21 protein-coding genes, 1 tRNA gene and 1 pseudogene are annotated in these 20,170 nt (G+C 67.8%); 10 read left to right on the forward strand and 13 right to left on the reverse strand.

Annotated features, from left to right (window positions below; all coding sequences use genetic code 11):
• Positions 1–30: 30 nt before the first annotated feature.
• From cobA to U4Z31_RS35330, 6 genes are all read right to left on the reverse strand, one after another.
• Positions 31–780 (reverse strand): uroporphyrinogen-III C-methyltransferase, encoded by a 750-nt coding sequence (gene cobA / locus U4Z31_RS35305; RefSeq protein ID WP_044845622.1) that lies wholly within the window; start codon positions 778–780, stop codon positions 31–33.
• 88 nt (positions 781–868) lie between these two features.
• Positions 869–2,185 (reverse strand): sulfate adenylyltransferase subunit 1, encoded by a 1,317-nt coding sequence (locus U4Z31_RS35310; RefSeq protein WP_321812812.1) that lies wholly within the window; start codon positions 2,183–2,185, stop codon positions 869–871.
• A gap of 22 nt (positions 2,186–2,207) precedes the next feature.
• Positions 2,208–3,170: a sulfate adenylyltransferase subunit CysD gene (gene cysD, locus U4Z31_RS35315; protein WP_044845620.1), complete on the reverse strand. Its 963-nt coding sequence runs from the start codon at positions 3,168–3,170 to the stop codon at positions 2,208–2,210.
• A gap of 75 nt (positions 3,171–3,245) precedes the next feature.
• Positions 3,246–3,989: a phosphoadenylyl-sulfate reductase gene (locus tag U4Z31_RS35320; protein WP_044845619.1), complete on the reverse strand. Its 744-nt coding sequence runs from the start codon at positions 3,987–3,989 to the stop codon at positions 3,246–3,248.
• Positions 3,986–4,528, reverse strand: coding sequence for a DUF934 domain-containing protein (locus tag U4Z31_RS35325; RefSeq protein WP_044845618.1), 543 nt, complete (start codon positions 4,526–4,528; stop codon positions 3,986–3,988). The genes U4Z31_RS35320 and U4Z31_RS35325 overlap by 4 nt, the downstream gene beginning before the upstream one ends.
• A gap of 25 nt (positions 4,529–4,553) precedes the next feature.
• Positions 4,554–6,233, reverse strand: a complete 1,680-nt coding sequence (locus U4Z31_RS35330) for a nitrite/sulfite reductase (RefSeq protein WP_321802820.1) — start codon at positions 6,231–6,233, stop codon at positions 4,554–4,556.
• Between the two features lie 217 nt (positions 6,234–6,450).
• Here U4Z31_RS35330 and U4Z31_RS35335 point away from each other — a divergent pair, with 217 nt between their 5' ends.
• The 4 genes from U4Z31_RS35335 to U4Z31_RS35350 all read left to right on the forward strand — a co-directional run bounded on the left by U4Z31_RS35335 (position 6,451) and on the right by U4Z31_RS35350 (position 9,137).
• Positions 6,451–7,392, forward strand: coding sequence for a CysB family HTH-type transcriptional regulator (locus tag U4Z31_RS35335; RefSeq protein ID WP_009689198.1), 942 nt, complete (start codon positions 6,451–6,453; stop codon positions 7,390–7,392).
• Positions 7,393–7,456: 64 nt separating this feature from the next.
• Positions 7,457–8,614 carry an ABC transporter substrate-binding protein gene (locus U4Z31_RS35340; protein WP_321812813.1) on the forward strand — a complete coding sequence of 386 codons (1,158 nt, stop codon included), beginning with the start codon at positions 7,457–7,459 and terminating at the stop codon, positions 8,612–8,614.
• A 105-nt stretch (positions 8,615–8,719) separates the two neighbouring features.
• Positions 8,720–8,804 (forward strand) — tRNA-Leu (locus tag U4Z31_RS35345).
• 162 nt (positions 8,805–8,966) lie between these two features.
• On the forward strand, positions 8,967–9,137 hold the full coding sequence (locus U4Z31_RS35350; protein WP_185500424.1) for a hypothetical protein: 171 nt from the start codon (positions 8,967–8,969) through the stop codon (positions 9,135–9,137).
• A gap of 39 nt (positions 9,138–9,176) precedes the next feature.
• Here U4Z31_RS35350 and U4Z31_RS35355 read toward each other — a convergent pair whose 3' ends face one another.
• Entirely contained in the window at positions 9,177–10,067 is an 891-nt protein-coding gene (locus U4Z31_RS35355; RefSeq protein ID WP_321812814.1) for an alpha/beta hydrolase, read from the reverse strand.
• A 105-nt stretch (positions 10,068–10,172) separates the two neighbouring features.
• On the opposite strand from U4Z31_RS35355, the gene U4Z31_RS35360 reads away from it, so the two are divergent.
• Positions 10,173–11,060, forward strand: a complete 888-nt coding sequence (locus U4Z31_RS35360; protein ID WP_321812815.1) for a LysR family transcriptional regulator — start codon at positions 10,173–10,175, stop codon at positions 11,058–11,060.
• 125 nt (positions 11,061–11,185) lie between these two features.
• Here the strand turns inward: U4Z31_RS35360 and U4Z31_RS35365 are convergent, their stop codons facing one another.
• The 3 genes from U4Z31_RS35365 to U4Z31_RS35375 all read right to left on the reverse strand — a co-directional run bounded on the left by U4Z31_RS35365 (position 11,186) and on the right by U4Z31_RS35375 (position 13,771).
• Positions 11,186–12,115 (reverse strand): LysR family transcriptional regulator, encoded by a 930-nt coding sequence (locus tag U4Z31_RS35365; protein WP_044845645.1) that lies wholly within the window; start codon positions 12,113–12,115, stop codon positions 11,186–11,188.
• A gap of 189 nt (positions 12,116–12,304) precedes the next feature.
• The gene (locus U4Z31_RS35370; protein WP_044845613.1) at positions 12,305–13,078 is read right to left on the reverse strand and encodes an SDR family oxidoreductase; all 774 of its coding nucleotides are present in this window, start codon (positions 13,076–13,078) and stop codon (positions 12,305–12,307) included.
• Positions 13,079–13,270: 192 nt separating this feature from the next.
• Positions 13,271–13,771, reverse strand: a complete 501-nt coding sequence (locus tag U4Z31_RS35375) for a DinB family protein (RefSeq protein WP_044845612.1) — start codon at positions 13,769–13,771, stop codon at positions 13,271–13,273.
• A gap of 211 nt (positions 13,772–13,982) precedes the next feature.
• Here U4Z31_RS35375 and U4Z31_RS35380 point away from each other — a divergent pair, with 211 nt between their 5' ends.
• Entirely contained in the window at positions 13,983–14,699 is a 717-nt protein-coding gene (locus tag U4Z31_RS35380; protein ID WP_044845611.1) for a pseudouridine synthase, read from the forward strand.
• Between the two features lie 105 nt (positions 14,700–14,804).
• Positions 14,805–14,993, forward strand: a complete 189-nt coding sequence (locus tag U4Z31_RS35385; RefSeq protein ID WP_044845610.1) for a hypothetical protein — start codon at positions 14,805–14,807, stop codon at positions 14,991–14,993.
• Here U4Z31_RS35385 and U4Z31_RS35390 read toward each other — a convergent pair.
• Positions 14,976–16,013 (reverse strand): NAD-dependent epimerase/dehydratase family protein, encoded by a 1,038-nt coding sequence (locus tag U4Z31_RS35390; protein ID WP_124521609.1) that lies wholly within the window; start codon positions 16,011–16,013, stop codon positions 14,976–14,978. The two genes, U4Z31_RS35385 and U4Z31_RS35390, sit on opposite strands and share 18 nt — an antisense overlap.
• Positions 16,014–16,119: 106 nt before the next feature.
• Here U4Z31_RS35390 and U4Z31_RS35395 point away from each other — a divergent pair, with 106 nt between their 5' ends.
• The 3 genes from U4Z31_RS35395 (at position 16,120) to U4Z31_RS35405 (ending at position 19,101) form a co-directional block, all read left to right on the forward strand.
• Positions 16,120–17,151, forward strand: a complete 1,032-nt coding sequence (locus tag U4Z31_RS35395) for a CDP-6-deoxy-delta-3,4-glucoseen reductase (RefSeq protein WP_044845608.1) — start codon at positions 16,120–16,122, stop codon at positions 17,149–17,151.
• 296 nt (positions 17,152–17,447) lie between these two features.
• A complete protein-coding gene (locus U4Z31_RS35400) occupies positions 17,448–18,632 on the forward strand; it encodes an acetylornithine transaminase (protein ID WP_321812816.1) in 1,185 nt (394 codons plus the stop codon).
• A 13-nt stretch (positions 18,633–18,645) separates the two neighbouring features.
• A complete protein-coding gene (locus U4Z31_RS35405; protein ID WP_044845606.1) occupies positions 18,646–19,101 on the forward strand; it encodes a GNAT family acetyltransferase in 456 nt (151 codons plus the stop codon).
• Positions 19,102–19,122: 21 nt separating this feature from the next.
• On the opposite strand, the gene U4Z31_RS35410 is transcribed toward U4Z31_RS35405, so the two are convergent.
• Positions 19,123–19,794: a DUF2278 family protein gene (locus tag U4Z31_RS35410; RefSeq protein WP_321812817.1), complete on the reverse strand. Its 672-nt coding sequence runs from the start codon at positions 19,792–19,794 to the stop codon at positions 19,123–19,125.
• A 270-nt stretch (positions 19,795–20,064) separates the two neighbouring features.
• Positions 20,065–20,170 (reverse strand): annotated as a pseudogene (locus tag U4Z31_RS35415) (ABC transporter ATP-binding protein); the annotation flags it as partial.

A 20,170-nucleotide genomic window follows, 5' to 3' on the forward strand; every position in this document is an offset into this window, starting at 1 on the left:
CTTTTTTTGCCTGCGGATCGCACGTTCGACTCAGGCCGCATCCTGCAACGCAGCGCCCTCTTTCGCGTGCCGCACGCGTTCGGCGAACGCATCGCCGATCATCAGCAGGCTCGGTTCCGCCGGGTCGAGCCACGCCTGCGCGCCGCCCGCCGCCATCTGCCCGAGCGTCAGCGTCAGCGTGCGCTCGCGCGCGGTGCTGCAAGCCTCGACGATCGCCACCGGCGTCGCGCTCGCACGGCCCGCGTCGATCAGTTCCTGCGCGATGCCCGGCGCACTGTCGCGGCCCATGTAGTAGACGATCGAATCGGCGCGCGCGGCCTCGCGAATCTCGTCGCTGCCCGGTGCGCGGCTGTGCGTCGCGAACGCGACGCTGCGCGACACGCCGCGCAACGTCAGCGAGCGCTTCAGCGTCGCCGCGCCGGCCAGCGCCGCGGTGATGCCCGGCACGACCTCGAAATCGATGCCCGCCGCTTCGAGCGCGCGCATTTCCTCTTCGGCGCGACCGAACAGCATCGGGTCGCCGCCCTTCAGGCGCACCACGCACGCGTGCTCGCGCGCCGCGTCGACGATCTGCTTGTTGATGAAATGCTGCGCGGTCGAACGCTGCCCGCAACGCTTGCCGACCGCGATCTTGCGCGCGTTCGGTGCGTAGTCGAGCATCGCCGGCTCGACGAGCGCGTCGTGCAGCACGACGTCGGCTTGTTCGAGCAGCCGCATGCCGCGCACCGTGATGAGGTCCGCGGCGCCCGGCCCTGCTCCGATCAGATATACCTTGCCCATGTTTGTCGCTTCGCTTGGGGTCCTGCTCGTGCGGACGGCGGCCGGCCCGCACCGCCGCGAGGGCGGCGCTGACCGCCGGTTAAGCCCGTTACGCCGAGAACGCCCGAATCATGCCGGCGGCGACCGTGTGGTGCGTCGCCTCGTCGATCAGCACGAACGCGCCCGTGCCCGGGTGCGCATCGTAGGTGTCGCAGACGATCGGCTTCTGCAGCGTCAGCGCGACGCGGCCGATGTCGTTCATCTTCAGTTCCTGGCGGTCGGTCGCGTGCGACAGCGTATGCACGTCGAGCACTTCCTTGACCGCGCCGATCTTCGCGAACACCGTGCTCGTAGTCTGCTTCAGCAGGTACTTGCGCTGCGGCGACAGCGGCGTCTCGTCGAACCAGCACAGGTCCGCCTCGAGCTTCTTCGCCGGCGCGACCGTCTCGGCGGTCGTGACGAACATGTCGCCGCGGGACACGTCGACGTCTTCCGCGAGGCGAATCGTCACCGTCTGGCCCGCGAACGCGTGCGCAACCGCCGCCGTGCCGCCCGGCACCGGCGCGATGATCTCGGCGATCGTCGCAGTGCGGTTCGACGGCAGCACGACGATTTCGTCACCGACCTTCACCTCGCCCGATTCGATCCGGCCCATGTAGCCGCGGAAATCGTCGGCCGAGCTGCCGTCCTGGCGTGCGACCCACTGCACCGGGAAGCGCAGCGCGTCGTGCGCCTGCGTCTCGACCGGCAGCGATTCGAGCAGGTCGAGCAGCGGCTCGCCCGCGTACCACGGCATGCGCTCGCTCGCGCCGACGATGTTGTCGCCCTTCAGCGCCGACACCGGCACGAAACGCACGTCCTTCAGGCCGAGCTGCTTCGCGAGCGCGACGTACGCGTCGCGGATCTCGTTGAAGCGCGCTTCGCTGTACTCGATGAGGTCCATCTTGTTGATCGCGACGATCACGTGCTGCAGCGCGAGCAGCTTCACGATCGCGCTGTGGCGCTTCGTTTGCGGCAGCAGTTCCGCCACGCCATTCTCGATCGTCACGCGCGTCGCGTCGACCAGGATGATCGCCGCATGCGCGGTCGATGCGCCCGTCACCATGTTGCGCGTGTACTGCTCGTGGCCCGGCGTGTCGGCGATGATGAACTTGCGCTTCGCGGTCGCGAAATAGCGGTAGGCGACGTCGATCGTGATGCCCTGCTCGCGCTCGGCTTCGAGCCCGTCCGTCAGCAGCGCGAGGTCGATCTCGTCGCCGACCGTGCGCTTGTTCTTCGCGCGCGACAGCGCGGACAGCTGGTCGGACAGCACGGCCTTGCTGTCGTACAGCAGGCGGCCGATCAGCGTGCTCTTGCCGTCGTCGACGCTGCCCGCGGTGATGAAACGCAACACGCCGAGGTCTTCGGTGTTCTCGATGATGCTCATGATGTGAATGTCCTCGTGTGCTTCAGAAATAACCTTGCTTCTTGCGCTGTTCCATCGCGGCTTCGGATGCCTGGTCGTCCATCCGGGTCGCGCCGCGTTCGGTGATCTCGGTCACCGCCGTCTCGGCGATGATCTTCTCGACGTCGTCCGCGTCGCTCTCGACCGGGCACGTGCAGCTGATGTCGCCAACGGTACGGAAGCGCACCTGCGCGAGTTCGCTCGTCTCGCCGTCACGCATCGGCGTGAGCGGCGTGACCGGCACGAGCAGCCCGTTGCGGCGCACGATCTCGCGCTGGTGCGCGTAGTAGATCGACGGCAGTTCGAGGTTCTCGCGCGCGATGTACTGCCACACGTCGAGTTCCGTCCAGTTCGAGATCGGGAACACGCGCAGGTGCTCGCCGTTGTGCAGGCGTGCGTTGTACAGGCTCCACAGTTCCGGGCGCTGCGCCTTCGGATCCCACTGGCCGAATTCGTCGCGGAACGAGAAGATCCGCTCCTTCGCGCGCGCCTTCTCTTCGTCGCGGCGCGCGCCGCCGATCAGCGCCGTGTAGCCGTGCTGTTCGATCGTCTCGAGCAGCGTGACGGCCTGTGCGGCGTTGCGCGAATCGGTTTCGCGGCGCAGCACGACGGTGCCGCGCTTGATCGAATCCTCGACGTGGCCGACCACCAGCTCGGCGCCGAGCTCCTGCGCGCGGCGGTCGCGGAAGTCGATCACTTCCTCGTAGTTGTGGCCCGTGTCGATGTGCACGAGCGGGAACGGCAGCGTCGTCTTGCGGTTCGCGCCGAGGCCGAACGCCTTCAGCGCGAGGTGCAGCACGACGACCGAGTCCTTGCCGCCCGAGAACAACAGCGCCGGCTTGCTGCATTCGGCAACGAGTTCGCGCAGGATGTGGATCGACTCGGCTTCGAGCCAGTCGAGGTGGCCCATGCGGTCGTCGGCACCGGTGGGCGGGGCAAAGGCGGATTGCTCGAGCGTCGTGCTCATGATTTCAGTCCTTCTCTTCTGGGTTCGTGCCGCCCGCTGTCGCGGGCGGCGCAATATTCGGTTTCTTGTCGGCTTTCAGTGCGCGGCGCCGGCTTCGGCGTTCGCGGGAATCGGCGTGATCGTGATGTGCAGCCCGCATTCCTTCGTGTCGCGCGACTCCCACCACCAGCGGCCCGCCCGGCTGTCCTCGCCGGGGCGGATCGCGCGCGTACACGGCTCGCAGCCGATGCTCGGATAGCCGCGCGCGTGCAGCGGATTGACCGGCACGTCGAACGCCTTCAGGTACGCCCACACGTCGGCTTCCGTCCAGTCGGCGAGCGGGTTGTACTTCGCGATCCCGCGCGCTTCGTCCTGTTCTTCCTCGTGCAGCTCCGCACGCGTGACCGACTGCTCGCGACGCTGGCCCGTGACCCACGCGCCGACGTCGGCCAGCGCGCGGTTCAGCGGCTCGACCTTGCGGATGTGGCAGCACGACTTGCGCAGCTCGACGCTTTCGTAGAAGGCGTTCAGGCCGTGCTCGGCGACGTACTGGTCGACCGCGTCCTGCTGCGGATGAAACTGCTCGATCTCGTAGCCGTAGCGCTCGCGCACGCGGTCGATCATGCCCAGCGTTTCCGCATGCAGGCGGCCGGTGTTCAGCGAGAAGATGCCGATCGACACGCCCTTCGACAGGATCGCGTGCGTGAGCAGCATGTCTTCCGCGGCGAGGCTGCTCGCGAACTTCACCTTCTCGTGGCGCGCACCGATCTGCGCGAGCAGCGCGTCGAGGCGCTCGACCTTCGCGGCCAGTTCGGGCGTCAGTGCGGTCGCGGCGCTCATGCGCTCACCTTCGCGTCGGCCGCGGCCGCGCGGCGGCGGAACAGCGGCGCCGGCTCGTCGAATGCGCCCTGGTAACGCTGCGTGAATTCGCCGAACGCGTTCAGTGCATCGTGGATGTCCTTGTCGGCACGCACCGCGAACGCGTCGAAGCCGCAACGCGACATGTACAGCAGCTGGTCGCGCAGCACGTCGCCGATCGCGCGCAGCTCGCCGGTCCAGCCGTGGCGCTCGCGCAGCAGGCGCGCGATGCTGTAGCCGCGGCCGTCCGCGAAGCGCGGGAAATCGACGGCGATCAGCGAGATCGCACCGAAGTCGGCCACGAGGTCGGCCGGCTCGCTGTCCGGCGCGAGCCACACGCCGAGTTCGTCCTTCGTCTTCGCGGCGACGAGCGCCGCGCGCTCGGCCTGCCACAGGGTGAACGGCACCAGCACCTTGCCGGCCGGCAATGCGTCGACCGCGGGCAGCGCACCGTCTTCCGCCGCGCGCACGACCTGCCATGCGTCGTCGATCACTGCGCGGTTCTTGATAATCGAAGCCATCTGCAAATTCCTTCTACCCGGTTGGTTACGCGTTGACTGCCTGGCGCGCCGCATACACGCGCTCCTTGAACGGAGCGATGCCGATGCGGTCGTACGTGTCGATGAAGCGCTCGCCGTCGATGCGTGCCTCGACGAACGTGTCGATCAGCTTCGCGATCACGCCCGGCACTTCTTCCGCGGAGAACGACGGCCCGATCACGCGGCCGAGGCGCGCGCCGTTGCGGCCCGTGCCCTGCTCGCCGCCGAGCGACACCTGGTACCACTCGGCACCGTCCTTGTCGACGCCGAGGATGCCGATGTTGCCCACGTGATGATGACCGCACGAGTTCATGCAACCGGAAATGTTCAGCGACAGGTCGCCGAGATCGTACACGTAGTCCAGATCGTCGAAACGCTGCTGGATCGCCAGCGCGATCGGGATCGACTTCGCGTTCGCGAGCGAGCAGAAATCGCCGCCCGGGCACGCGATGATGTCGGTCAGCAGGCCGACGTTCGGCGTCGCGAAGCTGGCCGCCTTCGCCTTTTCCCACACCGTGAACAGGTCGCGCTTCTTCACGTTCGCGAGGATCAGGTTCTGCTCGTGCGACACGCGCAGTTCGCCAAGCGAGTACGCGTCTGCCCAGTCGGCCACCAGGTCCATCTGCGCGTCGGTCGCGTCGCCGGGGGCGACGCGGTGGTCCTTCAGCGACAGCGTGACCGCGGCATAACCCGGCACCTTGTGCGGCGCGACGTTGCGCTCGACCCAGCGCGCGAACGCCTTGTTCTCGAGCAGGTGCTGTTCGAACGACGCGTCGGTGTCGGCCAGCTTCTCGTAGACGGGCGGCTGGAAGTACTGCGACACGCGGTCGACTTCCGCCTGCGTGAGCGTCGACGGGCCGTCCTTCAGGTGCTGCCACTCTTCCTCGACCTGCTGCGCGAACTTCGCGGGCGACAGCGCCTTCACGAGGATCTTGATACGCGCCTTGTACAGGTTGTCGCGGCGGCCGTAGCGGTTGTATACGCGCAGCACGGCTTCGCAATAGGTCAGCAGGTGCTGCCACGGCAGGTCTTCCTTGATCACCGCGCCGATGATCGGCGTACGGCCGAGGCCGCCGCCCGCGAGGATGCTCGCGACCACCTCGCCCTGCGCGTTCTTCTTCAGGTACACGCCGAGATCGTGGATCTGCACGGCCGCGCGGTCGTGCGTCGAGCCCGACACCGCGATCTTGAACTTGCGCGGCAGCCACGCGAATTCGGGATGGAACGTCGACCACTGGCGCAGGATTTCCGACCACGGACGCGGATCGATCTCCTCGTCCTGGGCGACGCCCGCGAACTGGTCCGCCGTGATGTTGCGGATGCAGTTGCCCGAGGTCTGGATGCCGTGCATCTGCACCGACGCGAGCTTCGCGAGGATCTCCGGCGTTTCCTCGAGCTGGATCCAGTTGAACTGGATGTTCGAGCGGGTCGAGAAGTGGCCGTAGCCGCGGTCGTGTTCGCGGGCGATGCGCGCCAGCATCCGCAGTTGGTCGCTGCGCAGGTTGCCGTACGGAATCGCGATGCGGTGCATGTATGCGTGGCGCTGCATGTACAGGCCGTTCTGCAGGCGCAGCGGACGGAATTCTTCTTCGCTCAACTCGCCCGACAGCCGGCGGCGCACCTGATCGCGGTACTGCGCGACACGCTCGTCGACGATCGTCTGGTCGTATTGGTCGTACTGATACATTCGGGGACCCCAGGGGTTTTCGTGGTGACCGCGCGACGTCCTAGCCACGTCGCGCCCGAATCTCCGTTCCGCCGCCATCGCCGGCCTTGCGCGGCCCGGCTGGATTGCTAATGACGAAAACAGATATCCATATTTGAAAAACTCCGGTGAATCGTAATAAACTCGCCTTATATTTCAAACGACTAAAAAATTCTGTTGATATGCGGAAGGGTTATAAATGAACCTGCACCAATTTCGCTTCGTGCGCGAGGCCGTCCGGCAGAATTTCAACCTCACCGAGGCCGCCAAGGCGCTCTACACGTCGCAACCGGGGGTGTCGAAGGCGATCATCGAGCTCGAGGACGAGCTCGGCGTGGAGATCTTCACGCGGCACGGCAAGCGCGTGCGCTCGCTCACCGAGCCGGGCAGGATCATCCTCGCATCGGTCGAGCGGATCCTGCAGGAAGTTGAAAGCCTCAAAAGGGTCGGAAAAGATTACGCGGCGCAGGATCAGGGCAACCTGACGATCGCCGCCACCCACACGCAGGCCCGCTACTCGCTGCCGGCCGCGATCGCCGAGTTCAAGAAGCGCTTCCCGAAGGTGCACCTGTCGATCCTGCAGGGCAGCCCGACGCAGGTCGCCGAGATGGTGATCCACGACCAGGCCGATCTCGCGATCGCGACCGAGGCGATCGCCGACTACAAGGAACTCGTGTCGCTGCCCTGCTTCCAGTGGCATCACGCGGCCGTGGTGCCGGCCGACCATCCGCTGCTCGAACGCAAGCCGGTCACGCTGGACGATCTCGCGCAGTACCCGCTGATCACGTACGACGACGCGTTCGCCGGCCGCAAGAAGATCAATCATGCGTTCGCGCTGCGCGGGCTGTCGCCGGACATCGTGCTGGAAGCGATCGACGCCGACGTGATCAAGACCTACGTCGAACTCGGCCTGGGCGTCGGGATCATGGCCGACATCGCATTCAACCCGGAGCGCGACCGCAACCTGCGGCTGATCCCGGTCGGCCACCTGTTCGGCAGCAACGTGACGCGTGTCGCGCTCAAGCAGGGCGCCTATCTGCGCAGCTATGTGTATACGCTCGTCGAGCTGCTGTCGCCGACGCTGAACCGCAAGCTGATCGAGCAGGCGCTCAAGGGCGAATCCGAATCGTACGAGCTTTGACGGTCAGGTATAACGACAGGGGCGCAAATCGCGCCCCTTTTTATTGCCCGACGGAGATTTCCGCATGACGCTTCCCGCCCTGTTGCGCCGCGCCGCCGGCGCCGCCCTCGTGCTCGCCTGCGCGGCCGCGCATGCCGACCTGAAGGTCGGCGTCGACCTGTCGTCGACCGGCCCGGCCGCCGCGATCGGCATCACCAGCAAGAACGCGATCCTGATGTGGCCGAAGACGATCGCCGGGCAGCCGGTGCAGGTGACGGTGCTCGACGACGCGTCCGACCCGGGCGCGGCCGTGCGCAATATCCGCAAGCTGGTCGACGAGGATCGCGTCGACGTCGTGGTCGGGCCGAACATCACGCCGGCCGCGCTCGCGGCGCTCGACGCGGTGGCCGCCGCCCAGACGCCGATGATCACGCTGGTCGGCTCCGGCGCGATCGTCGAGCCGCAGGAAGGCGCGCGGACCTGGGCATTCAAGATGGCGCAGAGCGACAGCGCGATGGCCGACGTGATGACGCGCTACATGGCCAACCACGGCGTGAAGACGGTCGGCTTCATCGGCTTCGCGGACAGCTATGGCGACAGCTGGCTGAACGAATTCACGCGCTTCGCGGAAGTCCGCAAGATCCGCGTGATCGCGACGGAACGCTTCAACCGCACCGACGCGAGCGTGACCGGCCAGACGCTGAAGCTGATCGCCGCGAAGCCCGACGCGATCCTGATCGCCGGCTCGGGCACGCCGGCCGTGCTGCCGCAACGCACGCTGATCGAGCGCGGCTACAAGGGCGCGATCTACCAGACGCACGGGATCGCCACGCCGGAATTCATCAAGCTCGGCGGCAAGGACGTCGACGGGACGCTGTTCCCGACCCAGCCGGTGGTCGTCGCGCGCACGCTGCCTGCCGACCATCCGGCCCGCAAGGCCGCACTCGCGTTCGTCGACGCGTATGAAGCGAAATACGGCGCCGGCACGGTCACCCAGTTCGCGGGCGACGCGGCGGGCGTGTACCCGCGCCTCGCCGACGCGGTCGGCCGCGCGCTCAAGGCCGCGCAGCCCGGCACGCCGGGCTTCCGCGCGGCGCTGCGGCGCGAACTCGAACGCGCGCACGAACTCGTCGTGCCGAATGGCGTCGTCAACACCAGCGACAAGGATCACGTGGGGCTCGATCAGCGCGCGAGCGTGATGGGGATCGTGAAGCAGGGCCGATTCGTCTATCTGAGCCAGTAACGCACGGGCGGTCGCCGGACAGCTTGCCCGGTGCCCCGTTTTCCGCCATAATCCGCGTTTCGCCGCGCACAATCCGTACGAATCACATGCGCGGCCAGGATCAAAGCCCAGGTGGTGAAATTGGTAGACGCAGGGGACTCAAAATCCCCCGCCGCAAGGCGTGCCGGTTCGATTCCGGCCCTGGGCACCAGTCTTTCGCAGCGTCATGCGCTGCGCTGTCGAAACCCGCGCAAGCTCGCCGCTTCGCGGGTTTTTTGTTGGTTTTTTGTTTGTTGCGCGCGCCACGCACACCGCAACGCACGCCGTTCCCCGGCGGTCCAAGCATCAGGACACGCAAGCACGGAGGCCGCTCATGTCCACGCGCGTCTTCTTTTCGAGCCCGATCCGCCGCTGCGTGCTTGCCGCGCTGTTGTCGATCATGCTGGGCGGATGCGACCTGCTGCGCGAGCCGCCCGTGCCCGACTGGCCGGGGCCGCACGCGCCCTACCCGTTCCCGGACAGCATCCCGCACCGCACCGAGTGACCGGTTCGATCGACCGCGCACCGAGGTGCGGCCGCGCGTTCAGCGTTGCTCGCAGAACCGCGCGATCGCGTCCGCAACCGCTCCCGGCGCCTCACGCTGCGGAAAGTGCCCGACACCGTCCAGCACGGCGCGCTCGTAGCGGCCGGTGAAGAACCGCTCGCGCCCGGCCGAAGTCTCGGGCCCGTTGCAGGAATCCGCGCCGCCGTGCAGCACGAGCGTCGGCACCGACAGCACCGGTGCGGGTGTCAGTTGCGCGTCGTCTTCCGCATACGCGGCCCCGCCGTCGACGAACCCCCAGCGATAACGGTACGAGTGCAGCACCACGTCGATCCAGTCCGGGCCGTCGAAGGCCGTCGCGGCCGCGTCGAAGTCGCGTGCGTCGTACCAGCCGGCCGGCGACCACGTATCCCACATCAGGCGCGCAAACGCCCGGCGATCGTCGCGCAGCGCCTGCTCCCCGCGCGGCGTCGCCAGGAACCAGTGGTACCAGTAGTTGCGCGCCTGCGGCAGCGACAACGGCTGGGCCGGGTCGTTCGTGCCGTATCCCACCGACAGCATCACCAGATGCGAGGCCGCGCCGTCGCGCAACCCGCACGCGTTCGCAACCGCGCGCGCACCCCAGTCGTGCCCGACCAGCACGGGCCGCTCGATGCCGAGCGCGTCGATGAATTCGAGCAGGTCGCGGCCAAGCGCCGCGAGCCGGCCGCTGCGCGGCGTCGCGGAATCGCGAAAGCGGGTCGGCGCGAAACCGCGCAGCGCGGGCGCGAGCACGCGGTAGCCGCGTGCGGCCAGCGTTCGAGCCACGGCCTCCCAGCCGACCGGGCTGTCCGGCCAGCCGTGCAGCAGCACGGCCACGCGTTCGCCGCGCGGGTTCCATTCGAGATAGGCGAGTTCGAGCGACGCAGTCGTCGCATAGCGGTAAGCGGTCATGTGCACTCCGGTTGGTCAGCCTGAATGCCCGATGGTAGGCCCGTCTCTCATCACGATTCGCGGCGTATCATGACTCATTCTTCAAATATTGTGGTGAATCAACCGATGGAACCGCTGACCGATCCCGCGTCGACCGCGCTCGACATCGCGCTGTTGCGTACCTTCCTCGAAGTCGTCGACAGCCGCGGCTTCGCGCCGGCCGCGGAGCGCCTCGCGCTGACGCCGTCCGCGGTCAGCGGCCACATCAAGCGGCTCGAGCAGGCGGCCGGCACGGTGCTGCTCGCGCGCACGACGCGCCGCATCGCGCTCACGCCGGCCGGCGACACGCTGTACGCGTACGCGCGCAACATCGTCGACATGGAGCGCGAAGTGCGCGCGAGGCTGCGCGGCGCGCCGGCGCATGGCCGGCTGCGCGTCGGCGCGTCGGAAGATTTCGCGGGCGCATGGTTGCCGCAGGTGCTGCGCACGTTTCGCGACAGTCATCCGCGCACATCGATCGAACTGAAGGTCGGGATCACCGCGGCGCTGCTGCGCGAGCAGACGCTGGGCCGGCTCGACGTCGTGTTCGGCAAGCAATGCCGGCAGGTCGACGCGCCGGGCGAACTGCTGTGGGAAGAACCACTGGTATGGGCGTTCGCGTCGGATATGGCAATCGACACCGAAGGCGATGTGCCGCTCGCGCTGTTCCCGGAGCCGTGCGTGTACCGGGAAGCCGCGGTGTCCTCGCTCGCCGCCGCGCTGCGGCCGTTTCGCGTGCTGTTCGAAAGCGCCAGCATGGCCGGCTGCATATCGGCCGCGCTGGCCGGCTTCGCGGTCACGGCGCTCGCGCGCAGCCAGCTGCGCGACGGCCTGCGCGCATGCGGGGCGAATGACGGCCTGCCGGCGTTGCCGGCCGCGCGCTTTTACGCGTTCGCGTCGAAGCCCGACGGCGCCTGCGCCGCGCTGATCGACGCGGTGCGGGCGACCGGGCGCACGCGGCAGTTCGCCGCCTGAGTGCGCGACGCGATGGCCGCACGTGCCGGACGTACCGCGCATGCCGCGTCGCACCGACGCCGATCGAACGGCGTCACCGGCCGGCGAATGGCGGGCGGCCCGCAGTTGCGGCCACGACGCCGCTTTCAGTCGCCGCTGCCGGCCGCGCCCGCGTCGTTCAATGCATCCGCCATCAGCTCGCCGAACCATTCGACGAACGCATTGAGCCGCCTCGACCGATGCCGCCGATGCGGATATACGGCCGACACGTCCATCGGCGCGGCCCGATGGCCGGGCATCACCTCGACCAGCGCTCCGCTGTCGAGCAGATGCACGACGTCGAAGCGCGGAATCTGGATCAGCCCCATGCCGGCGATGCAGCTCGCGATATAGGTTTCAGCGTTGTTGACGATCACGCGGCTCGGCAGCGTCAGCGTATGCCGTCCACCGTCCGCGCAGTATTCCCAGCCGAGCTCGCGGCCGGTCGTCGGCGACGCATAGCCGATCGCCCAGTGCCCGTGCGCAAGCGCATCGGGATGCTCGGGCACGCCGCATTCGCGCAGGTAGTCGGGGCTCGCGCAGTTGATCAGCGCGAACTGCCCGAGCGGCCGCACGACGAGGCTGCTGTCCGCGAGCCGCCCGACCCGGATCGCGCAGTCGACACCCTCCTGCACGAGATCGATCGAGCGGTCGGTCGAGCCGAGCGACAGCTGCAGCTTCGGGTAGCGGCGAAACAGCGACGGCAGCGCGGGGGCGATCACGCGGCGCGCGATCCGGCTCGGCGCATCGACGTTCAGCCGCCCGATCACGTCGCGATCGCGACGCCGGAACAGCCGGTCGAGCTCGTCGGCTTCCGCGAGCAGGCGCCGGCCACGCTCCAGCAGCAGCGCGCCGTCGGCAGTCAGCTGGACCTGCCGAGTCGTACGGTGCAACAGGCGCGTGCCGAGCGCGGTCTCGAGCTGCTGGACGGCGGCCGACACGGTCGCGCGCGGCACGTCGAGTGCGTGGGCCGCCTTGATGAAGCTGCCCATCTCGGCAACCTGAAGGAAGATTCTGACCTGATCCAGCTTGTCCATCGGCAGGCGGAGAACGTGGGTTCGGACGACCGCGGCCGGCAAGCGCCGCGCGTCGCGGCCGATCCCGGCGGCACAGATGAAACGGGCGCACGGCGTTGTGGCCGCGCGCCCGTCCATTGTCCAGGCAAACGGTCCATTGCGGATCGCCACGCACACGACGACCGCCGGCACGGCCCGTTACCGGGTCGATTACTTGGTCGTATAGCCGCCGTTGATCAGGATCGTCTGCCCGGTGATCCACCAGCCGTCGGTCACGAGATGACGGATGAACGGCACGACGTCCTCGATGTCGGTAAGGCCCGTCTTGCTGAACGGCGACAGCGCGGCAGCCGTCTTGTGATACGCGACCGCGTCGGCGCCTTCGGCCGGGTAGAAGAACGGCGTATCCATCGGGCCGGGCCCGACCGCCGTCACCGAGATGCCGCGCGCGCCGTACTCCTTCGATGCCGCGCGCGTGAAGTGCTCGACCGGCGCCTTCGATCCTTCGTAGGCCGCATAGAACGGCGTGAACGCGCCGAGCAGCGACGTCACGAGCGTGACGAGCTTGCCGTGATCCTCGAGGTGCCGCCCCGCTTCCTTGATGAAGAAGAACGCCGACTTGCTGTTCACCGCGAACATCTCGTCGTACTCGGCCTCGGTGATTTCGGTAAACGGCTTCTTCAGCACCTTGCCGACGGTATTGATCGCGATGTCGATCTTGCCGAAGCGCTGCTTCGCGTCACCGAACAGCTTCTCGACCGCGGCGGCCGTCGTCAGGTCTGCCTGGAACGTCGCGGCTTCCGCGCCGGCCGCGCGCACCGCGGCGGCCGTCTCTTCGGCCTGCGCCTGCGATGCCGCGCTGTTGTAGTGAATCGCCACCGCCTTCGCGCCGTGGCCGGCCAGGTCCCGGGCGATCAGCCCGCCGAGATTCTTGGCGCCGCCTGCGATCAGGACGACCTTGTCTGCGAGCGTATGAGTAGCCACGGTTGACTCCTGTTTGCGTTGAATGAAGCTAGGAGTGTAGGCACGCGCGACGTGCCGGTCAGCCGGGCACGGCTGGATGAATTATCCAGAAAAACGATCCAGTCAGGCATCCGAAACGGTGGGCTGCCCCACCGACGAACGCGACGAAATCCGCTCGACGCGACACGATGCACGGCCGCCGGGCCGTGCGGTTCAGCGCGCGTACAGCGCCGCGTCGATCTTGCCGAGCAGCCACTGCATGCCGGCCAGATGCTGCTGGTCGTGGCTGCACAGGTAATGGACGAGACCGCGCACGGTCAGCGCGCCGTAGCCTTCGAACTCGCCGGTGCGCGCAAACTGCCCGGGCGTGAGGCGCGACACGAGGTCGAGCGTCTCGCGCCGCGCGTCGCGAATCGCCGCGAGCACGTCGGACGCGTACGCGGCGTCGTAGCGGCGCTCGAGCGCGAGCGCATCGCCGTCGACCGACACGAGCAGCGGGTGATCTTCGTCGAGCATCCGCCGCAGCCGCACGTGGTAGCCGTCGATTTCGATGTCGCGCACGTGGCAGAGCTGCCCGAGCGGCGAGAAATGCTCGCTCGGGATCCCGCTCCAGTCGTCGGGGGTCCAGCGCGCGTAGCCGTCCGGCACGGCGGCGAAATGGGCTTCGAGCTGACGGGGGAAATCGGCGAGTGCATCGAGCGTCGTCGGATTCATGCGGCGAACTCCGTGTCGGAATGGAGACGGTGGCAGCCCGGGTACGAGCCTGCCGCCGTCGTGGCGCGACTTCACGCTGAAGCCGGACGCTCCTTGCATGCGACGTCCACTTTCCGTGAAGAACAAACGTGCGGCGCGGCGCTCCGGCAGCTTACCAGCGCGGGCGGGTTCATGCCGGTGCCGGCGCGTGGCTTGATAGAATGCGCGCGCTATGGATCTCGAAAGCATTCTCTACACGCAGGGCTTCGGCTCGCGCCGCCAGTGCCGCGGCCTGATCGAAACGGGCCGCGTCACCGTCGCGGGCGCGAGCGCGACCGACCCCGACGCGTCGTTCGACACCGACGGCCTCGTGTTCACGGTCGACGACACCGCGTGGCCGTTCCACGCCCGCGCATATCTCGCGCTCAACAAGCCGGCCGGCTACGAGTGTTCGCGCGAGCCGCAACACCACGCGAGCGTGTTCAGCCTGCTGCCCGCGCCGCTCGTCGCACGCGGCGTGCAATGCGTCGGCCGCCTCGACCAGGACACGACGGGCCTGCTGCTGCTGTCCGACGACGGCCAGTTCGTGCACGCGTACACGTCGCCGAAGCGCAAGGTGCCGAAAACCTACGTCGCCACCGTGCGCCACCCGCTCGACGACGCCCAGCTGGACGCACTGCGCGCCGGCGTGCAGCTCCACGGCGAGCCGAAGCCGATCGCGGCGGTCGCCGCCGACGCGCGCGACACGCACGCGCTCGCGCTGACCGTCCTCGAAGGCAAATATCATCAGGTGAAACGCATGGTCGCGGCCGCCAGCAATCGCGTCGAGGCACTGCACCGCGAAAGCATCGGCGGGTTCACGCTGCCGGACGACCTGGCGCCGGGCGCGTGGCGCTGGCTCGGGGAAGACGACCTTTCAGCGCTGCGCAATCCCGTCAAAACCCTGTAAGGGAAAATCCGCACGATCGTTCGATGTCGGGCCGCGTCGCGGCCGCCCGATCCCCCGCTATACTGAAATCACAAGCTGTACGAGCAGCAATGCAGGGGAGACATCATGAACTTCAACCATTCTTTCGAACTGTCGTACGTGACGATCGCGTTCGCGGTCGTGGGCGCCATCGTGATCGGCGCGCTGCTGGCCATGATGCACATGAAGCACAAATACCATCCGAACCTGATCGGCGCGCTGATCGGCGCGCTGTTGTGCTTCCTGCTGATCGAGGCGTTACCGGCGCTGACCTGACGCGCCGCGCGGCGCGAGCGTTTGAAGGAATTCGTCTACGGTCGGATAGCGCAACGTCACGCACAATTCGGCCTTGAGCCGCGCATTGGACAGGCGCCGCGACTCGCGCATGAACGACAGGAGCGCCGGCTCGAGTTGCTGCTCGGCGTCCGCGCGGCTGATCCGCGGCGGCGGCGGCAGGCCGAACACCTGCGCGACCCGGTCGAAATACTCTCCCATCCGCAGTTCGCTGTCGTCCGACGCGTGCACGGCGCGCGCCGGCTTGCCGCGCACGGCCGCGCGACGCAGGATCGCCGCGAGATCGTCGGCATGGATGTGGTTCGTGTAGACGTCGTCGGCCGCGTCGAGTGCCGGCGTGCCGCGCTCGAGCCGCGCGAGCGGCAACCGGTTCGCCGCGTAGATGCCGGGAATGCGCACGATGCGCGCGGACAGCACGCCGCGCACCGTCGCCGCCCGCAGCTGACGCTCGGCCGAGACGCGCCGGAACGCGCGCGGATTCGCGGGGCGCAGCGGCTGCGTTTCGTCGATTCGGGCGCCGCCGCAGTCGCCGTATACGCCCGTCGTGCTGGCGTAGACGAGCGTCGGCGCGCGAAGGGCGTCGGGTACAATACGCGCTTCCCGCACCGGCACGCCGGCCTGTCGGGTCGCGGCGCGCAGCGTGCGCAGCCGGCCGACCGACGACACCGCCGGTGCGGACGGCCGCCGTGCAGGCACGGACAATGCGGCGATCAGCGCACGGGTGCGGCGATCGTCGCGGCCGTCGGATTGCGGCGGCGCGAGATGCAGGATCGTGCGGGCGAGGCCCGCGATACGTCCGAGCGTCGCCCGGCGATCGAGGTCGCCGACGAGCGGCGTCGCGCCTGCCGCGCGCAGTTCGTCGCGGCGGCCCGGATGGCTCGTCAGCGCGACGATGCGCAGGTTGCGGCGCGCATCGCGCCATTGCGCGACGCAGCGCAGGCCGACGTCGCCGCAGCCGACGATCAGGACGCGCGGCCGGCGCAGGATTCGAGTCGCGATCATGTTGGTTGCGAGATCAGTAGCCACCGTTGCGCGGCGCGCAACGGGTTTGCATTGTAGCTGCCGTGCGCGATATGCACGGTCCCCACATTTTGTTCTATTTGGTTCTATGGCATTCAACGTTACTCTCAAGCAAAGCGGCCGGCAGTTCCAGGTCGAGTCGGACGAAACCGTGCTGGCGGCGGCGCTGCGCCAGAACGTCCATCTGCCGTACGGGTGCAAGAACGGCGCGTGCGGCTCCTGCAAGGGCCAGATCGTGTCGGGCCAGATCGAACAGGGCCCGCATGCCGCGTCGGCACTGTCCAACGACGAACGCACCCGCGGCCTCGCGCTGCTGTGCTGCTCGAAGGCGCAATGCGACCTCGAGATCGACGTGCGTGAAATCGCCGGCGTCGACGGCGTGCAGGTGAAGAAGCTGCCGTGCCGGATCGCCGCGCTCGAACGCCGCGCCGACGACGTGATGGTCGTGAAGCTGCAGCTGCCGGCCAACGAACGCCTGCAATACCTCGCGGGCCAGTACGTCGAGTTCATCCTGAAGGACGGCTCGCGCCGCAGCTACTCGATGGCGAACGCGCCGCACGAGGAAGGCCCGATCGAGCTGCACATCCGCCACATGCCGGGCGGCAAGTTCACCGACCACGTGTTCGGCGCGATGAAGGAGCGCGACATCCTGCGCTTCGAAGGCCCGCTCGGCACGTTCTTCCTGCGCGAGGACTCCGACAAGCCGATCGTGCTGCTCGCATCGGGCACCGGCTTCGCGCCGATCAAGGCGATCGTCGAGCACGTGAAGCACCGGGGCATCACGCGCCCGATGACGCTCTACTGGGGCGCACGCCGCAAGAAGGACATCTACCTCGGCGAGCTCGCCGAGCAATGGGCGCGCGAGATCCCGAACTTCAAGTACGTGCCGGTGCTGTCCGAGCCGGACGACGCCGACCAGTGGACCGGCCGCACCGGCTTCGTCCATCGCGCGGTGATCGAGGACCTGCCCGATCTGTCGGGCCACCAGGTGTACGCATGCGGCGCGCCGGTGATGGTCGAATCCGCACAGCGCGACTTCACGCAGCACCACGCGCTGCCGGCCGACGAGTTCTACGCGGACTCGTTCACGAGCGCCGCCGATCTCGCGCATCCGGTCTGAGCCCCGGGCGCGCCCGCGCGCCCCGCTGCGCGCCGCCGTGTCACATCCGTGGCATCGCGGCGGTTTACAGTGGGGCGCGCGATGCCTTATGCTTGCGCACATGAACCGCTTCCTGTCCGCACTTCGACGTCGCCGCTCGCCGCTCCGCCCGGATGCCGCCGGCTCGTCACGGACTCGCGCGTAACCTACTCCCCCGCTTCACCGGTTACGCACAAGCTGTTCGACCCACCAGCCACGGCCTTCCGTGGCTTTTTTATTGCCCGTTTTCCTTTCAACGTCCGCTGGAGTCTGCTGCCATGCCCCTGAACGATTACCCGATCGACTCGCTGATGTACATCACGAACCGCCCCGACATCGTGTTTACGCACGGCAAGGGTTCGTGGCTCTACGATCACACGGGCAAGCGCTATCTGGACTTCATTCAGGGCTGGGCCGTCAACAGCCTCGGCCACTGCAACGACGGCATCGTCGAAGCGCTGAAGACGCAGGCGGAGAAGCTGCTGAACCCGTCGCCCGCGTTCTACAACGAACCGATGGCGAAGCTCGCGGGCCTGCTCACGCAGCACAGCGTGTTCGACAAGGTGTTCTTCACGAACAGCGGCGCGGAAGCGAACGAAGGCGCGATCAAGCTCGCGCGCAAGTGGGGCCGCAAGTTCAAGAACGGCGCGTACGAGATCATCACGTTCGACCACAGCTTCCACGGCCGCACGCTCGCGACGATGTCGGCCAGCGGCAAGCCGGGCTGGGACACGATCTACGCACCGCAGGTGCCGGGCTTCCCGAAGGCCGAGCTGAACGACATCAACTCCGTCGAGAAGCTGATCACCGACAAGACCGTCGCGGTGATGCTCGAGCCGATCCAGGGCGAAGGCGGCGTGATCCCGGCCACGCGTGAATTCATGCAGGCGCTGCGCGCGCTGACGAAGCAGCACGACCTGCTGCTAATCGTCGACGAAGTGCAAAGCGGGTGCGGCCGCGCGGGCACGCTGTTCGCGTACGAGTTGTCGGGCATCGAGCCGGACGTCATGACGCTCGCGAAAGGCATCGGCGGCGGTGCACCGCTCGGCGCGCTGCTGTCGAAGGCCGACGTCGCGGTGTTCGAGGCCGGCGACCAGGGCGGCACGTACAACGGCAACCCGCTGATGACGGCGGTCGGCTATTCGGTGATCTCGCAGCTCGTCGCGCCCGGCTTCCTCGAAGGCGTGCGCGAGCGCGCCGAATACCTGAAGCGCAGGCTGCTCGAACTGTCGGAGGAACGCGGCTTCGAGGGCGAACGCGGCGAAGGCCTGCTGCGCGCGCTGCTGCTCGGCAAGGACATCGGCCCGCAGATCGTCGAGAAGGCCCGCGACATGCAGCCCGACGGCCTGCTGCTGAACGCTGCGCGCCCGAACCTGCTGCGCTTCATGCCCGCGCTGAACGTCACGACCGAGGAAATCGACCAGATGATGGCGATGCTGCGGTCGATCCTCGACACGCTCTAAGGAAACCGCCGCGATGGATGCCGCCGCCGATGCTGTCGCGATCCGCCCGTTCGAACGCGCCGACACCGATGCCGTGCTGGCCGTGTGGCGCGATGCGTTCCCGCAGTACGACGAAGCCGGCGCGCCGCCGCACCGCGACCCGCTGCGCTCGATCGAGCTGAAGCTCGCGACGCAGCCGGAGCTGTTCTTCGTCGCGACCCGCGGCGCGCGGGTCGTCGGCACGCTGATGGCGGGGTTCGACGGACATCGCGGCTGGCTCTACTCGTTCGGCGTGTCGAACGACGCGCGGCGGCTCGGCATCGGCCGCGCGCTGATCGCGCATGCGGAACGCGCGCTCGCCGCGCGCGGCTGCCTGAAGATCAACCTGCAGGTGCTACCCGGCAACGACGATGCATGCCGCTTCTATGCGGCGCTCGGCTATCGCGTCGAGGAACGCATCTCGTTCGGCAAGACGCTGCCGGCCGCGTGACGCCGCCGGCAGCCGCCACGTTCAGCCCGTGATCGGCCCCGCGTCCGGCAGCGGATTGCCGAGCGCGTCGGTCGGCACGGCCTGCTGCTCGAACGCCGCGAAATACGCGGCCCACTGCGACTCGCTCACGCGCACGATCAACGCGCCGTCCTGCCACACGTCGTTGTGATCGTTGTGGTCGTTGCCCGCGCGATGCAGGTAGTTCGAGCCTGTCGAACCCTGGTTCATGTGCGTGTCGTGAATGCCGTTGCCCTCCCTATACGTGCGGCCGAACACGACGACGTCGAGCCCCTGCGACTGCGCGGCATTGACGAGTCGCAGCAGCGACGGGATCGGCTCCGCGTTCTCGGTGCCGTCCATCACCGCGCTGGCACGCCATGCGCCCGTCTCGTTCAGGATGTCGCTGCGCAGATAGTCGAGCGCCGGCAGCGCGGTTTGCCCGGTGAGATCGGTATAGCCTTCGGCCGCGGCCGCGAGCGTCGCCGTGACCGGATGATGGAAATCGTAGACGAGCTTGTAGTTCAGCAGGTCGTCCGCGTCGTTGGTGCCGACGTTGATCGCGACGTCCCAGTCGCCGGTCGGCAATGCGAGCGTCAGGTGGATGTGATACTGGATCTCGCTGCCGTGTGGCGAGCCCTTCAGCTGCGCCACCGACGTCACCTTCGCCTTCACGAAACCGTAATCCAGACTCATGGGTGCTCTCCGTGTCCCGATGGACCGACCATGCTACGCAGCCTGCGTGACGGTTGGTGGACGGCCGGTTTCGGAGGGCCTTCGCGCTACCGTGCCCCGCGCCGCATGGTCGGCGTCACTGTCGAATGCATGAAGTCGCATCCGCGCGCGCAGTTCGCCGCCGGGCGCGCCGCACGAAAAAAAAGCTGTCACGGTATCCCGTGACAGCCTTTCGAAAGCCCTTGCGCGGCACGCCGGCATCCGCCGCCGCGCCGCACCGGGCCCGCTCATTTACTCACCCAGATACGCAGCCCGCACCTTCGGATCGTCGAGCATCTGTTTCGCGTCGCCTTCCATCGTGACCGTGCCGGAATCCATCACGTAGCCACGGTCGGCT

The organism is Burkholderia sp. BCC1985, assembly GCF_905339915.1.
In the GTDB taxonomy this organism is placed as follows: Bacteria; Pseudomonadota; Gammaproteobacteria; order Burkholderiales; family Burkholderiaceae; genus Burkholderia.